Source organism: Sphingobium limneticum, from assembly GCF_008710155.1.
Classification (GTDB): Bacteria; Pseudomonadota; Alphaproteobacteria; order Sphingomonadales; family Sphingomonadaceae; genus Sphingobium; species Sphingobium limneticum.
Genome location: NZ_VYPZ01000001.1, coordinates 36620 through 52951 on the forward strand (window position 1 = coordinate 36620; position 16332 = coordinate 52951).

Here is a 16332-nt window from a genome sequence, read left to right on the forward strand (position 1 = left end):
CAAAGCCCTTGCTTGCGCCGCTTGACGGCGCAATGGCTGTACGCTGAGCTGGATGATTGTCGGGATCATCGGAGTTTTCGGGGCGGCGCGTCGGTCAGGTAACGTTACCGCATATGCTGCGTTCAACTTGCCTCGTCACGGCGTATGTTCGGATCATGCGCAGGCAATCGAACCGGCAGAATCAGTACCGTTCAGCGCCTCGAACTTGGATCGCATATCCAGCCGACGTCATTCATCATTGTCTTGCTGCGCTTCGTTCACCCCGGCGACGACCATCTCCAGCACGCGCGTCGCCAATTCCATCTCTTGCATGCTCAGATTGACAAATACCTTGGTTCGAATGTCGGATAGGATAGGCTGCACCTGTTCGACCACCGCTCTGCCAGCGGCCGTGATCTCGATATAGCGCGAACGTTTGTCGGTCGGGTTTTCTACGCGTCGGATAAGACCATCTGATTCCAGCGAATTCAAGGTCCTGATCAGCGGCGGCCATTGGATGGCAAGGCGAGCCGATAACAAGGACGTGGTGATAGGCGGCGTGGCAACGCTGAGTACGAACAAAGTCTGCCATCTGGACCGGGACTGACCGGTCGCTGCCATCATCCGATTTTCGACATGCGTTCCCCAGCGACGGGCTGACAGCGAAAGAATTCGGGTCAGTCGAAATTCGACATCATCCCGCGACCCTTCGGGAAAATAGGCGCGATATTGTGGTGTCGTGCTGTCGAACGGATCGACCGGATTCGGATTGTCAGAGGTCATGCCATTCCCATCGCAATGCAGGCGAACCGAATTTAAGCCCGCTCTTCGCTCATAGCGACGCGCATGGCGAACTGCAAAAATGCCGAATTTCTTGAGTTTTCTTTCAGCGATAAGGGCCGTTGACAAACTATGTACCTAGATACATAAATACGGATGAGGCCGCAGCAGAAGGCCAGGAGAGGGAAGACAGATATGCGATTGAGCACGCAGCGCATCCGCACGAACGCGAGTGTCCTGGCCATTGTCGGCTTTACCATGGCGATAGTGCCTCAATATGCGGCGGCGCAGGAGGCGGCGACAGCCCCACCGTCCGCCTCGGCCCAGCCCGCAGGTGAAGAACAGAATGTCGCCGCTCCGGCCGGCTTGCCGGTGACGGACATCGTCGTCACGGGTACGCGCCTTGGCTCCAGCTTCAACGCACCGACGCCCGTAACCTCGATCGGTGCGGAACGGCTGGATGCGTTGGGCATCACCAATGTCGGTGAAGCGCTGAATCAGTTACCCAGTTTCCGCGCATCGAGCGGCCCTGCGGCTCAGGCCAATCTGGGCGGCAATATCGGTGCGCGCCTGCTCGATCTGCGCGGCCTCGACCCGCAGCGCACGCTTGTCCTGGTCGATGGCAAACGGTTCGTGCCCAGCACCGTGCAAGGATCGGTCGATACCAACCTCATCCCGTCATCCTTGCTCCGCACGGTCGATGTCGTGACCGGGGGTGCGTCGGCGGCCTATGGTTCGGATGCCGTCGCTGGCGTCGTGAACTTCGTCCTGGACCGGAAGAAGGAAGGTCTGGACGGCGAATTTGCCGCCGGCATGTCGCAACGCGGCGATGACGGCAACCTGTTTGCCAGCCTGTCGGGTGGCATGAGCTTTGGCGACCGGATCCATGTAATCGGCGCGGTCGAATATGAAAAGCTGGATGGATTGGGTACGTGCACAAGCCGCAGCTGGTGCAACAGCCAGACCCTGATCCTTGGCAATACGCCCGGCGCCGGCGGCCTGCCCGCCAATCTGATCATCGGGGGGGTCAATACATCGACCATGTCTCCTGGCGGGCTGATCAACCGTTCCTATAATGCGGCGGGTCAGGCGATCGGCACGACGGCGACCGACCCCCTGCGCGGGACCAAGTTCCTGGCTGACGGAACGCCTGGGCGTTTCCAATATGGCACGCTCGTCGGCCCGCTATTCATGCTCGGCGGCGAGGGGCAGGGGCGTAACGGCTTTATCTCGGCGCTGCGACTCAAGGTGCCGCTGGAACGAGTGTCCACCTATGGCGCGCTCACGGCGGAATTGACCGACGATGTGACGCTGACGGCCGACGTGTCTTACGGGCGCGTGAAAGGCACGGTCGATGGTGCGATCTTCCGCGACTTCAATGGTACGCTGATGGGCCGTATCAAGCGCGACAATCCCTTCATCCCGGCCGCAGTAGCATCCGCCATGGACGCCAATGGCGTCGCATCCTTCATCCTGGGCAAGGCGGCATTCGACCTTGGCCCGGGCCGGGCGACATCGACGACAGAAACATATCGCGGCGTTCTGGGCGTCGAGGGTAAGCTGAGCGACAAGTGGACGGTCAACGGCTTCTATCAATATGGCCGGACCAACTTCACCCAGCGCGCGACCAATCTCGTCAATCAGGCCCATCTTTTGAAGGCCGTGGACGCTGTGCGGTCCGGCGGCCAGATCGTATGCCGTGTCAATGCCGACGCCATAGCCAGCAATGACGATGCTGCCTGCGTACCCTTCAATCCTTTCGGCGAGGGGCAATTTAGCCAGGCATCGGTGGGTTATATCACCGGCAACGGTCTGCAACATACGGTCAATGAACAGCATGTGGCAGGCGTGGACCTGCGCGGCGAACTGTTCGACCTGCCCGCCGGCCCCGTGACGGTGGCGATCGGCGCGGAATATCGCCGGGATACGGTGGATGGCACTGCCGATCCGATTTCGGCCGCGAACGGCTTCTATTCGCTCAACGGCTCCGCTCTGTCCGGCGGCGTTACCGTCAAGGAAGTGTTCGGCGAAATCGCGGTTCCGATATTGCGGGATTCGGCGGTCGGCCATGCGCTCGACCTCAATGGCGCCGTCCGTCGTACGCATTACAGCACGACGGGATCGGTCACGACCTGGAAAGCGGGGCTGGTCTATGAGCCGGTCGAAGGCGTCCGGTTCCGTGGTACCCGGTCGCGCGACATTCGCGCGCCAAACATCTTCGAACTGTTCGGACCGCAGACGCTTCGTTCGATCGGCCTGTCCGACCCGCTGAACGGCGGCTTGCAGACCAATCCCTTCGTCATTACCGGCGCAAATCCGGACCTGTCCGTTGAAAAGGCGGACAGCTGGACCGGTGGCTTCGTCATCGCGCCGCGTCATGGCATTTTCCAGCGCATGCGCCTTTCGGTCGATTATTATGACATCAAGGTCGCCGATGCCATCGGCGCGCTTGGTGCACAGACCCTCGTCAATCGCTGCGCGCAGGGCGCCACCAATTTCTGCAGCCAGATTACGCGCGATGCCAATAATCAGATTCTTCAGGTGCGCGACGTCATCCTCAATTCCAATGCGCTCAAGACCAGCGGCTATGATATCGAGCTTCAATATCGCCAGCCGCTCGGATCGTGGGGCGAGTTGAACGCACAGTTGATCGCGAACATCACCAAGGAGCTGACCACTGTCGACGCCTTGGGCGCAGTGGATCGCGCGGGCCAGACGGGCGTGCGCACCGGAACGATACCGGGCGTGCCCGACTATGTGCTGGACGGCGTCTTGACCTGGACGGTGGGCAAGTTCCAGCTGACCGGCCATGGCCGCTATATTCCTTCGGGCATCTATTGGACCAACTTCGTTGGCCCCGATCAGGATGGTTATGCCGTCACTGCCCCGAACAGCGTCGACAATAATAATGTGCCCAGCCGCTTCTACCTCGACATGACGGCGCGGGTGAATGTCGAAACCGGCAATGGCCGGACCTTCCAGTTGTTCGCCACGATCAACAACCTGCTCGATCGGGATCCGCCGGCGATGCCCGGCCCATCGGGCGGCACCAACCAGATCCTGTTCGATCCGGTCGGCCGTGCGTTCAAGGTCGGTGCGCGCTTCCACTTCGGCAAATAAGGCGCAGGCGCGAGAGGCATTGAGATGACCATGAACGCAACCGATCCATCTCCCCCCGGCGTCATCATGGTGACGGACGTGATTGAGCGCCAAAGGATCAATGCGTTCGTCATCCGCCTCGTCGCGATATCCTGGACCGTCACCTTTCTCGACGGCTTCGACATGCTCGTCATTTCCTTCGTCGCACCCTATTTGCGCGACGGGTTTGGCGCCGACGTCATTTCCCTGGGCGAATTGTTCGCCGTGGGCGTGTTCGGCGCGATGCTGGGCGGGATCGCCTTCGGTTGGCTGGGCGACCGGTATGGACGGCGCCCGATCATCATCGCGTCAGTCGCGGCGTTCGGTGCCACCAGCATGGCCATCGCGCTCGCGCCGGGCATGCAGGCATTGTTGCTGCTGCGCTTCCTGAACGGTGTGGCCCTGGGCGGGTTGATGCCGCTCGCCTGGGCACTCAATATCGAATTTGTGCCCAGCCGCTATCGGGCTACCGTCGTGACCATCATCATGATGGGCTATACGCTGGGCGGCGTGGTCGCCGGACCGATGACAGTCTGGCTCGCGCCCCATTGGGGCTGGCAATCGGTATTCATGGTATCGGGCATCGCGACCCTGCTGCTCGTCCCGCTTCTTTTCGTCCTGCTGCCGGAATCCGCCCGTTATCTGGCGGTCAAGGGGCGATCGCCCGAAAAGATCGCCAAGGCGCTGAACGCACTTGAGCCGGGACTTGGCGCAAGGCCGGAGGATCGTTTCGTGGTGACGGACGAAATGGCTGGTTCGACAGGGCAGGGCTTTCGGATCACGACCCTGTTCAAAGGCGATCTGCGCCCGATCACCACCTTGCTCTGGCTGGCCTATATCGGCAGTTCGATGGCGGTCTATTTCAAGTCGAACTGGGGGCCGATCATCTTCGAGGATGTCGGCTTTACCCGGACCCAGGCGGCGATGATCATGTCGGTCAGCTCGATCGGCGGTTCGCTTGCGGGCCTGGCGCTCATGCGCTTTACCGATCGACTGGGTCCGATCGCAATCGCCTTCTATCCGATGCTGGCGGCGCCGTTGCTGTTGCTCATGGGGCTGGCACCCGTCTCGCTACAGGGCCTGGCCGCCTTCTCCCTGCTCAGCATGGCGATGATCAGCGGTACACATTTTGGCATGCACTCCATCGCCGGCATCTTCTACCCCAGCGCGATCCGGGCCAATGGCGCGGGATGGGCGACGTCCGTGGCGAAGATCGGCTCGATCTTCGCACCGCTGCTGGGTGGCTATCTGCTGGCGATGCACATGCCGCCACGCCTGTTGTTCGTCCTGCTGGCGGCAACGCCTTTGCTTTCCGCTGTTGCGCTCGTCCTGCTTGCCCGCGTCGGCAAGCGTCAGCGTGGCGGCAATCCCCACCCCACCGAAAATATCGTCCTGCCGGCGCAAGCCGTGACGACCAGATCCTAAAGGAAAAACGATCATGGCTTTGACTACGACTCCCATCACGCCCCGCTTCGGTGCCGAGCTTTCCGGCATCGACATGAGCCAGCCACTGAGCGAGGCTGATTTTGCGGCGATCAAGGATGCGATGAACATATGGGGCGTATGCGTCATTCGCGGGACCGGTTTCGACAATGCGGCGCATGTCGCCTTCAGCCGCCATTTCGGCCATCTGGAGACGGCGCCAGCGGTCAAAAATCGCCCGCGCCGCCATCCGCATACGCCCGAAATATTCGATGCCAGCAACCTGACCCCGGCCGGAGAGATATTGGTCGATGAGAATATGGTCCTGCACAAGAAGGGCGACCGGCTGTGGCATACGGATTCGTCTTTCATGGATCTGCGCTCGGCCTATTCGCTGCTGCTTGCCTATGAAGTGCCCAAGGAAGGCGGCCTGACCTATTTCGCCGACATGCGCTCGGCTTATGAGGATCTGCCCGCCGATGTTCGGGAAAAGATCGGTACGCTCGAGGCGGAGCATTCGCTCTGGTATTCTCGCCTGCTCGCCGGCTTCCCGATTACGGAGGAGGAGATCGATGGACGACCCAAGGCGCGCCAGCCCATGGTCATGCACCAGGAGGCGACGGGGCGCACTGCCATCTATATCGGCAGCCATGCGATGGATGTGGCAGGTCTGCCGAAGGAAGAAGGACGTGCGCTCATCAAATATCTGATCGACTTCGCAACCCAGCCGCAATATATATTCGGCGTTTCCTATCAGCCGGGGGACATCGTTATCTGGGACAATCTGGCAACGATGCATCGGGGCGGCGATTTCGACATCTTCAACGAACGACGCGACATGCGCCGCACCACGGTGCGCGAGGGCGATGCGCCGGAGCATGCGGACGATCCGTTCACCGCCTATTTCGCTGCTTCGGCCGCGACGAACTGAGCGGCCAATATGTCAGGCAAGCCCCGGATACTGGTTACGCGCAAATGGCCCGAGCGGGTCGAGGCCTTGATTGCGGAGCGGTACGACGCGACCTTCAGCGACGACGATCGTCCATTGACGGACGCCGCATTGATGGCTGCTATGCGCGACTATGATGCGATCTGTCCGACCATCACCGACAAACTACATGCCGGCATCGTCGGCGTTGCGGGACGACAGGTAAAGATCATCGCCAATTATGGCGCCGGTTTCGAACATATCGACCTGGCGGCTGCAGCGGCGGCCGGCATTGTCGTCACGAATACGCCGGGCGTCCTCACCAACGCGACGGCCGATATCGCCGTTACCCTGATGCTGATGACAGCCCGCCGCGCTGGGGAGGGCGAACGGGAATTGCGCGCCGGGCAATGGACGGGTTGGCGGCCGACCCATTTGCTCGGTACCAGCCTGCGCGGCAAGACGCTGGGACTGGTCGGCTTCGGTCGGATCGCGCAGGCTGTGGCGGAACGTGCCCGCTTCGGCTTTGGCATGAACATCGTCTATTTTTCGCGTCGTCCCGGCGCGCAGGACGATGTGCAGCGGCTGGACGCCCGATATATGTCCTCGCTTGGCGACATGGTGGCGCAAAGCGATGTCGTGTCGCTGCATGTTCCTGGCGGAGCGGCGACGCGCAACATCATCGATGCGCAGATGCTTGGCCGAATGGCGCCCCACACGATCCTCATCAATACGGCGCGGGGAGATGTCGTGGACGAAGGTGCCCTGATGGATGCCCTGGAAAGCGGGCGGCTGGGTGGGGCTGGCCTTGATGTGTTCGCAGGCGAGCCTGAGATTTCCCAACGTCTTCGTGATGCCCCGAACACGGTACTCCTGCCGCATCTGGGCAGCGCAACCCGTGAGACGCGCGAAGCGATGGGATTGCGCGCGCTTGCCAATCTGGACGATTGGCATGAAGGCCGAACACCGCGAGACAGTCTTTGAAGCAGGCAGGCATTGACGATATTATCGCAGCGGAACGCTTGCCGCCTTCGTACAGGGCGATGGTCGATCGTTGGTGGCAGCCATTGGCGCGACAGATAGGTGACTGGAAAAATGATGCTGGACGCCCGATAATCGTCGGCGTGAATGGCGCGCAGGGCAGTGGCAAATCGACTATTTGCCGGTTTCTGGCATCCCTTCTCCTGCCAGAGATTGGATTATCGGCGGTCGTCGTCGGGCTGGACGATCTCTATCTGCCGTCTAAGGCGCGGGCGCGATTGGCTCGGGATATTCACCCTCTGTTTCGGACGCGCGGAGTGCCGGCTACGCACGATATCGAACTCGGCCTCTCTATACTGGATGATCTGGCCGGCGGACGGCAGGCATTGATCCCGCGCTTCAGCAAGGCATTGGACGATCGGCTGCCGCAAAGCGATTGGATGCGCCATTCCGGCCATGTCGATGTCGTCCTGTTTGAAGGTTGGTGCGTCGGTGCCCGCCCGCAGGACGAAGCGGACCTTGTCGCGCCGATCAATATTCTCGAGGCGGAAGAGGATAAGGGCGCTGTTTGGCGCACGCATGTGAATGATGCGCTTCGAACATCCTATGCCCGATGTTTTTCGGTCATCGACCATATGATCATGCTGAAACCCCCATCGTTCGACCATGTGCTGCAGAACCGCCTGCTTCAGGAACATAAGCTTCGCGCTCTGACGCCCGATGCTGCGGGTATCATGCGTGATGAAGAGGTGCGGCGCTTTGTGAATCATTATGAGCGGTTGACCCGCCATATGTTCGCGGACCTACCGGACCGCGTCGATCTGCTTTTCAGCCTCGACGCCGGACAGGATGTTATGTCCTGCAGTCGGGCGGGCCTACGCGACATGAAAGAGAGGGATGGGCATGTCGGATGAAAATCTTGTGCCGGACGACGCCATTCGACCGGGTCTGGAATTTGTCTATGCCGCCCATGCGCAATTGGCCGCGCCGATTCAGATTGGCGACACACCGGATGGAACGCGTCGGATCATTCCGATCCTTTCCGGCAGTATTGAAGGACCGCGGATCCGGGGCCAAATCCTGGGCGGTGGCAGCGATTGGCAAGTGCGCAGGCCCGATGGTGTCACGGTGGCAGATGCCACTTATGGAATCCAGACCGATGACGGCGCTGTCATCCAGATCAGGAACCGCGGCCTGCGTCATGGCCCCGCCGACGTGATGGCGCGATTGATGGCCGGGGACATCGTCGATCCCAAAAGCTATTATTTTCGGACCGTGCCGGAATTTATGGCGCCGCTGGGCCGATATACATGGCTGAACGAAAATATCTTCATTTGCTCCGGCGCGCGTTATTCGGACTCCATCCGACTATGGGTCTGGCGTATCGTCTGAGCGGAAATTGAACCAGGATTTGGGATCGTGCCGGCGCGTCTTCTTGCCCGTTCTTCCGCCCGGAAAGGCTCCCTTGACCGAGACGAACCCCTATCTATTTCTCACCGCACAAGTGCGACGCCGATGCGCAGGCGCGTGGTGCGGCGATTATAGTCCAGCAGATTTTCGCCATAGCCTACGAAGCTCTGTCCAAAGAGGTAGAAATCCGGGCGGCCGCCCAGGATATGGCGAAGCGGATAGGACAAGTCGGCCGCGATCGACCCCTTGCCGCTGCCGAAGTTGATGCGGCTGGTCGTGGAGAGGCGCAGGCCGTCGTCCTGGCCAATTTCGACAGACAGGCCGCTATTGCCGCGATAACGGCGAATGTCGGGATTATCCGACAGGTCGCCGGCATAGAGCCATGCGCGCGGCGCCACGGTCAGGCGTGTCTCTTTGCCCAGAGAGAAGGCTGCCATCGGCGCGACGTAGATGGTGTTCAGGCTGCGCGAGAAATCGCCGTCGCGTCCGTTGGATTCGTGGCGCAGGCCGACCTGCGCGCTAAGTGTCGTCCTATCCGACAGCGCCTTGGGCGGTGTGGTGTAAAAGATTTCCGGTTGGAAATCGATATTGCGGAAGGGGGAGGAATCCGCCCCCAGATCCCAGAACATGCGCTGGGTATAGGCAAAGTAAAAGCCGTCGCCCAACGCCGGATGGTCCTTGCGAGCCTGGCTACCGAACAGCTGATATTTGAAGCTGAGCTGGATGCGGGCCTCGCTATTGGTGCCGGGACCATAGACGGCATAGATAGGCTGATAGGCGCTCAGATTTTCGAGGAAGGCGTTACCGACGGTACGGTCGCTGGGTGAAGGGGTAGCGGGCACAGCCGAGCCGACAGGCGCTTCGGCAACCGTCCTGTCGATATTTGCGGTCGCATGAGCGGCGCGAGTGGGCGCCGGCGCAGCGGCCAATGTCACCGCCTGGCCGTTCCAGCCGGGGATGGAGAGACGCGCGCCATCCTGAAAGGCGTCCGGTTCGAGCCGATAGCGCGCTGTGGCAAAACTGCCCGGCGCGATGCTGAGCGTAGCGGGGGTGGCGGGGTCGCGACGCAACATCACGGTACGACCGGTGCCCAGCGCGCCCGGCCGGTCCAACTGCGCCTCCACATTGTCGGCCACATCGGCCTGTATCGTGGTCGTGCCGATGTTGAGCAGGCGAATATCGACCAATGCTCCGCCGCCTGTCTGTGGTTCCACATGGCCGATCAGCGGCTCGACGCCATTCTGGGCGAAGGCCGCGTCCGGCACGGTCGCGGCCAGAAGGGCGGCGAGCAGGAACCTTGGGGCGATCTTCATAAGGGCGTCTTCTTCGCAGCGGATGGTGCGCCCCCCTTACCCGATTTCTCCGGTCGAACGACATATTTGTGCGATTGTCACGATGGGACGGTCCGGCATCCTTGCGCGACATGCTTGTTTCGGCACGGCTTCAGCCGTGGTGCGCAACCGGATCAATAGCGTTCGACCCATGGACGCAGTTCGACCTCCCAACTCCATGCGCTGCGATGCTGGGCCAATATGGCAAGATAGGTCTGGGCGATGCTTTGTGGATCGAGTGTGCTGTCGGGGGCATCCTGAGGATCGGCGCGCGCCTGACTGCGCACGGACCCGTCGATCACGAAATGGGCGACATGGATGCCCTTTGGCGCCAGTTCGCGGGCGGCGCTCTGGGCCAGGCCACGCAGGCCGAATTTGCCGATGGCAAAGCTGGCCGAATTGGCGAAGCCCTTCACACTGGCGGTCGCGCCGGTCAGCAATATCGCACCGCGTCCGTGGGGCACCAGCCTCCTGGCAGCCTGTTGCGTCACCAGAAACGCCCCGAACGACGATACTTCGATCGATCGTCGAACCAGTTCCGGGTCCAGTTCCGTCAAAGGGCCGCGCACGCGCCCGCTGGCATTATACAGCACCACTTCCGGCACGCCGATCGCGCGTTCGGTCTGCTCGAAAAGGTGCGCGACGGAGGCCGGGTCGGTCGCATCGACCTCCAGTCCGATGGCGTCGCTCGCATTGGCGACGTCGCGCAGCCGATCCGGGTTGCGGGCCGCGACCACGACCTTGAGGCCGGCCGCCGTCAGCGCGCGCGCGACGGAAGCACCGATGCCGGGGCCGGCACCGACGACCAACGCCGTCTTGTAGGGAAGATCAGCCATGATGGGCCTCCCGTTAATAATGGATGGCGCGAGGACTGCCGCCGCCCGCCGCGATCGCGTCGCCGTTGATGGCCACGCTGCGGGGGGAGGCAAGGAATGCGACCACCGCTGCGACCTCCTCTGCTTCGACGATACGGCCGATCAGCGATTGGCCGAACAGCGCCTTTTCCGCGGCGTCCGGGCTGATATCGTCGGCCGCCGCCTTGGCCGCCACGGCATCGGCGGTCTTTTCCGTCCGGGTCGCGCCGGGATGAACGACGGTGACGTTGATGCCCTTTGGCCCCAGCTCGTCCGCCAGATTTTTGGTGAGTGCGGCGATCGCGACATTGCGGGTCGATCCGGGGATCGTGCCCGATTGCCGCGCGGCAAGACCGCTGATATTGATGATCCGACCCCAGCCATTGGCCACCAGATGCGGCGCGGCGGCCCGCGCAACCCGCAGATAGCCGACCAATTTGGTATTGAGTTCGTCCAGCAGATAGTCGGATGCGACGCCCGCGACACCGGGCACTTCCGGTCGCGCGCCCGGACGGGCGGCGTTGTTCACCACGATATCGAGGCCGCCCAGCTGTGCGATCGCATGGGCGATCAGCGCATCGACCTGATCGTCATCGCGCGTGTCGGCGATGAAGGCATGGACCTCACCCCCCGTTTCGCGCGCCAGCTCTTCTGCCGCAGCGGTTGCGGCCGCCAGATCGCGCGCCGACAGCAGGACGCGGACGCCCTCCTGCGCCAGCGCGCGGGCGATCGCCTTGCCGATCCCCCGGCTGCCGCCGGTTACAAGGGCGCGCTTGTCCTTCAGTTGCAGATCCATGGCATGTCCTTTCGCTTATTTGGCCCGCGGATTATTTCGGAAGCCAGACATTGTCCGCCTGTGGCCGCAGTTGCGCGGCGCGCAGGCAGTGATGGAGGATCTGATAATAGCGGCCCACAAATTGCGGTCCCTGAAGGAAGGGGTTGGCTCTGTCCGGGGCTGCCGCGATCGCTTCGATGCGGGCACGCGTCCCATCGGCAAAGATATGGGTGTTCAACACCCCTTGTGCGGACGCCGCCCGGCTGATCTTCGCAAAGCGCAATACGGAACTGTCATAGGCCTTCAACCCACCGACCTTCTCGGTCGGCTCGATCGAGGCTGGGAAGGCGGTGCTGCCCAGAAGCGAGAGATTATGTACCTTGCCGTTCGACCGGACCGGCACGATCGCCGATACGGCACCGGGCGTATGACCGGGCGTCACGTAAAGGGCGACCTTGGTGTCTCCCAGCGTTATGGCCTGGCCGTCGCCGATGACGATGTCGCGTTTGGGCAATTGGGTACCGCTGCGTTCGATGGCATCGGCCGGCGTGTTTTCGATCAGCGTCCAGTCCGCGGCGCTGATCGCCACCCGTGCGCCATAGGTCTTCTGCAACCAGGCCGAACCACCGAAATGATCATAATGGCCATGGGTCACGATGACGTAGCGGATAGTGGTGGGGTCCAGCCCGAGTTTTTGAAGCCCCGGTATCAGATGCTCCCGCGCCTCCGTCTCGCTTTGCGCCGCGTCGAACAGGATCAGCCCCTCGCTCGTCTTGAGCACGAACACGCCCACGAAGCCGTTGCCGATATAGAAGAGATTATCGAACAGCTTCGTCGGTTCCAGCCATTGCTTGCTGTCCGTTTCCAATGCCCGCCGTACGACGCCGCCACCGTGCGGTTCGCACAGGAACAGGGGCGCCTTTAGGTCCTCTCCGGCAATGGCCCGCGCCTTGGCCGCTTCGGCCAGGGCGGCGGGGGTATCGGACACCGACTGCGCGCCTGCCGTCGCGGCGAGCAGGGCGCAAGCGATCGGGATGATGGAGCGATACATGGCTTTCCCCGTCAGAAGGTCTTGTTGATGAAGATGTTGACCGTGCGCGGTTCGTTATAGGCGCGGTAATAATTGACCTGCGATCCCGCATTATTGGGCGAATATCCCCCGGCCTGCCCCCGGCGCAGGTCGAAGATATTCTTGACGGCGACGCCCGCGTTCCAACTGCCATCCTCGCCGGCATAGTTGATCGTGCCGTTGACGAAGGTCTGGGCACGAACCTTGGTCTGCGCCGTATTGTAGATGTCGACGAAGCGGCGCGATTCATATTGCGCGTCGGCCCCGATCCGCCATTTGCCGGGCGTGTCGATCGGCAAAGTATAGTTGATCGCCACCGACGACTGCCATTTTGGGGCCAGCGGAAATTCCAGACCCAGCAATGTCATGCGGCCGGGGACATTGGCGGGCAGGGTCGCGGTAAAACTCTTGTAGAGCGTCTTGGTATAGGAGCCGCTGGTATCTATGCGCAGCCCGTCGATCGGCGCTATCGACAGTTCCAGTTCCACGCCCTTGGACACACCGTCGCCCGCGTTCAGCACGCCGTTGAAGGCCGGCTGGGTCGGGGTGGCAGGCGAGGTGGCGCGGACCTGGAAATCGCTGATGTCGTTATAATAGACGGCGATATTGGCGATCACGCGATCGTGCAGGAACCGGGTCTTCAAACCCGTTTCATAAGTGGTGATGACCTGCGGCTCGAACGGTACGGTCGATCCCAGCAGGCTGGCGCTGCGCAGGTCGAAACTGCCGCTTTTGAAGCCTTTGGAATAGGAGGCATATTGGAAGATGTCGGGCGCCCACTGATATTGCAGGCCCAGCTTCGGCGTGAAGTTGGAGAAATTCTTGGGGTCCGGCCGTGCCGTGAAGGTCGACTGATAAGGGCCATATTGTGCTTCATATACGTCGGGATCGAAATTCCATTCGGTCGGATTGTGCAACGGCACGCCCACGCTGTTGCCGACGAAAGACACATATTTGCGCCGGTCGACGGTATAGCGTGCGCCCACCGTGGCGGTCAGCGCATCCGTGACCTTATAGTTGAGCTGACCGAACGCCGCATAGCTCCAGGTACGCAGCGTGTTGCGGATGCGGGACACCGATCCGATATCGTCTGTCCGCGACGCGGTCGCCTGATTGAGGCGATTGTTGAAGAATTTTTCATAGAAGAAATACAGGCCGGCGACAAAGTTGAACCTGTCATATTCACCGTTGAGGTTGAACTCCTGCGTCAGCTGTCGCTGGCTGAATCCCGCATAACTATCGCCTTTTATCGCGGTGACGCCGTCATTGTCATAATAGATCGGGCCTTCCAGCCCACGCCATGCGGTGACGGATTTCAGCGTCAGATGATTGTCCAGCTCATAGGCCGCCGTCAGCGACGCGCCGAAGCTTTCCGTCGAATTATAGGGCGGCGTATCGGCCCAGGTCAGGTCGGGATCCGCCTTCTTGCCCGACGGTACACCATTGGGTTGGTTGACCGGCGTATAATAGCTCTGGGTCGATCGGTCGAACATGCCGTCGGCCGACAGGGTCAGCGTCAGCCTATCGGTCAGTTCCGACTTCAACTTGCCGCGCAGGACCAGCAGGTCGATGTCGTTGACATCCTCGTTCAGCGGTACGCTATATTGCCAGCCGTCACGCTTGCGCCGGATGATGGAGAAGGCGCCGTTCAACTTGTTATCGGGCAGGATCGCGCCATTGACGCGCAGGCGCAGGTCCAGATTGTCGAAGCTGCCATAGGTGGCGCCCACGAAAATCTCCCGGTCGGCGGTCGGATCCTTGGTAATGAAGCGGATTGCACCGGCGCTGGAGTTGCGACCGTACAGCGTGCCCTGCGGTCCGCGCAGCACTTCTACGCGCTCCAGGTCCGGCGTGTCGTAGAGCGACCCCACCGTGCGGGCGAGATAGACGTCGTCGACGTAGACGGCGACGGTCGGCTCGGGATAGGTGTCGATTTCGCCGATGCCGCGGATCGAATAGGTTTGCGTGGTATAGGCGGTGGAGCGCCGGGGCGCGAGCAGGCTGGGAACGCGGCCGGCCAGATCGCGAAAGTCCGAAATCTTCAGCTGGTTGATACCGTCCGCACCCACGGCGGTGACGGCGATCGGCGTCTTCTGGATATTTTCCGACCGTTTCGACGCGGTGACGGTAATTTCACCCAGCCCCTGTTCTGGCGCATTGTCCTCGGCCACGGCCGGCGTGCTTGCCACCGGCTGTGCGAGCGCCGTGCCGGCAAACAGGAAGGCGAAGGCCAAAGCGGCCGTCGAAGTGGTGATCAGTCCTGAATGGCGCGCAATGCGACGTCCGGCGTCATGGCCCGGTATCATCGTCAGTCCCCCGAAATATGATGGTGAGAGCGACGGGCTAGGGTTGGAACAGCTTGGCTCACAACAAAGTTAAACTGGCTGTCGAACAACTTATTATGCTTATTGCTTGTGAAAATATGTGACTGATTTCACTTATATAATTTGCTTTTCTAAAGTCATGCTGTCGAGGCGTCATAGATTGAGTTCTGGCGGCGACCTATAAGAAGAATGAATGATGCTGCTTGCAGCTTGGGAGTTAGGTCAGGGGGACTTTTCCTTCCCAACATTCTGGCGCCCTGCATGACTGACAAGCCTGACCTGAACGATATTGCCGAACCCGAAATCCCCAAAGGATCAACGCCCATCAATCGACGCAATCTGCTGATCGGCGGAGTTGCGGCGGCGGGTCTGGCCGGCGTGGGCGGCTACGCCGCGCTGCGGCCGCAGGATCTGCCGCGTAACGCCAAGGGGCAACGAAAGCTGACGCTGGCCTGGAATGCCAATGCCATCTGCCTCGCGCCCGCTTTGCTGGCCAAGGAATATGGCATTTACGACCGGTTCGGGCTGGATGTGGAGTTGCTCAACTTCTCGGGCTCCACCGATCAGCTGCTCGAAGCCATTTCGACGGGCAAGGCGGATGCTGGCGTGGGCATGATCCTGCGCTGGATCAAGCCGCTGGAGCAGGGCTTCGACGTCAAGCTGATCGCGGGGACGCATGGCGGCTGCATCCGCGTGTTGGGTTCGCGGCGACAGGGTATTACCGACGATATCGGCAGTCTGAAGGGGAAGACGATTGGCCTGTCCGATATTTCCGGGGCAGGGCGCAACGCATTGGCCGTGCTGCTGAAATATAATGGTCTGGACCCCAATCGCGACGTGGAGTGGAAGGCATTTCCTGCTCCGTTGCTGGCGGAGGCGGTGAAAAAGGGGGAAATCCAGGCCTTCGCCGATTCCGATCCCATCACCTATGTCCTGCAAAAGGAATCGGGCGGCGACCTGGTGGAGGTTTTGTCCAACCTGTCCAAGCCGTGGGACAATCGCGTTTGCTGCGTATTGGGGGCCAGCGGATCGCTGGTCCGGGACGATCGCGAATCTGCCGTCGCCCTTTCCAAGTCGCTGGTCGCGGCGGCATCGCTCTGCTCGGTTCAGCCCGAAACCGTGGCGAAGGTGTTCGCACCCTATGCCAAAGCCAGCGTCGAGGATCTGGTGGCGGTGTTGCACACCCAGACGCACAACCATCATCCGGTCGGTCGCGACCTGCATCGCGAAGTCGCGCTCTATGCCGGCGAACTGCGCGACGTCGGCGTGATGAAGCCCAACACCGTGCCCGACGTCTTCGCGTCGAAGGTCGTCGATACGCTGGATGCTTGAGGAGGCGAT

The 16332-nt window shown here is 61.3% G+C and carries 13 protein-coding genes; 6 read left to right on the forward strand and 7 right to left on the reverse strand.

The features are described from left to right. Positions 1 to 228 precede the first annotated feature (228 nt). Positions 229 to 762 (reverse strand): MarR family winged helix-turn-helix transcriptional regulator, encoded by a 534-nt coding sequence (locus F4U94_RS00135; protein ID WP_120253302.1) that lies wholly within the window; start codon positions 760 to 762, stop codon positions 229 to 231. Positions 763 to 954: 192 nt separating this feature from the next. On the opposite strand from F4U94_RS00135, the gene F4U94_RS00140 reads away from it, so the two are divergent. The 4 genes from F4U94_RS00140 to F4U94_RS00155 are packed head-to-tail and all read left to right on the forward strand — an operon-like array spanning position 955 to position 7231. After that, on the forward strand, positions 955 to 3879 hold the full coding sequence (locus F4U94_RS00140) for a TonB-dependent receptor domain-containing protein (RefSeq protein WP_150411804.1): 2925 nt from the start codon (positions 955 to 957) through the stop codon (positions 3877 to 3879). Between the two features lie 30 nt (positions 3880 to 3909). Continuing rightward, entirely contained in the window at positions 3910 to 5322 is a 1413-nt protein-coding gene (locus F4U94_RS00145) for an MFS transporter (protein ID WP_249042012.1), read from the forward strand. Positions 5323 to 5335: 13 nt separating this feature from the next. Then, positions 5336 to 6250 carry a TauD/TfdA dioxygenase family protein gene (locus F4U94_RS00150; protein WP_120253300.1) on the forward strand — a complete coding sequence of 305 codons (915 nt, stop codon included), beginning with the start codon at positions 5336 to 5338 and terminating at the stop codon, positions 6248 to 6250. Positions 6251 to 6259: 9 nt separating this feature from the next. Continuing rightward, entirely contained in the window at positions 6260 to 7231 is a 972-nt protein-coding gene (locus tag F4U94_RS00155; protein WP_120253299.1) for a 2-hydroxyacid dehydrogenase, read from the forward strand. A gap of 215 nt (positions 7232 to 7446) precedes the next feature. Here the strand turns inward: F4U94_RS00155 and F4U94_RS24715 are convergent, their stop codons facing one another. Continuing rightward, entirely contained in the window at positions 7447 to 7998 is a 552-nt protein-coding gene (locus F4U94_RS24715) for a hypothetical protein (RefSeq protein ID WP_161600358.1), read from the reverse strand. A gap of 133 nt (positions 7999 to 8131) precedes the next feature. On the opposite strand from F4U94_RS24715, the gene F4U94_RS00165 reads away from it, so the two are divergent. Beyond that, a complete protein-coding gene (locus F4U94_RS00165) occupies positions 8132 to 8620 on the forward strand; it encodes a DUF3237 domain-containing protein (protein WP_232016328.1) in 489 nt (162 codons plus the stop codon). 101 nt (positions 8621 to 8721) lie between these two features. Here the strand turns inward: F4U94_RS00165 and F4U94_RS00170 are convergent, their stop codons facing one another. The 5 genes from F4U94_RS00170 to F4U94_RS00190 form a co-directional block, all read right to left on the reverse strand. Beyond that, entirely contained in the window at positions 8722 to 9951 is a 1230-nt protein-coding gene (locus tag F4U94_RS00170; protein WP_120253296.1) for a phospholipase A, read from the reverse strand. 152 nt (positions 9952 to 10103) lie between these two features. Beyond that, positions 10104 to 10805: an SDR family NAD(P)-dependent oxidoreductase gene (locus F4U94_RS00175; RefSeq protein ID WP_120253295.1), complete on the reverse strand. Its 702-nt coding sequence runs from the start codon at positions 10803 to 10805 to the stop codon at positions 10104 to 10106. Positions 10806 to 10818: 13 nt separating this feature from the next. Beyond that, a complete protein-coding gene (locus F4U94_RS00180; protein ID WP_150411805.1) occupies positions 10819 to 11619 on the reverse strand; it encodes an SDR family NAD(P)-dependent oxidoreductase in 801 nt (266 codons plus the stop codon). Positions 11620 to 11650: 31 nt separating this feature from the next. Further along, positions 11651 to 12649: an MBL fold metallo-hydrolase gene (locus tag F4U94_RS00185; protein ID WP_120253293.1), complete on the reverse strand. Its 999-nt coding sequence runs from the start codon at positions 12647 to 12649 to the stop codon at positions 11651 to 11653. Positions 12650 to 12660: 11 nt separating this feature from the next. Next, positions 12661 to 14973 (reverse strand): TonB-dependent receptor, encoded by a 2313-nt coding sequence (locus F4U94_RS00190; protein WP_120253292.1) that lies wholly within the window; start codon positions 14971 to 14973, stop codon positions 12661 to 12663. 279 nt (positions 14974 to 15252) lie between these two features. On the opposite strand from F4U94_RS00190, the gene F4U94_RS00195 reads away from it, so the two are divergent. Next, entirely contained in the window at positions 15253 to 16323 is a 1071-nt protein-coding gene (locus F4U94_RS00195; protein WP_120253291.1) for an ABC transporter substrate-binding protein, read from the forward strand. The last annotated feature ends 9 nt before the right edge of the window (positions 16324 to 16332 follow it).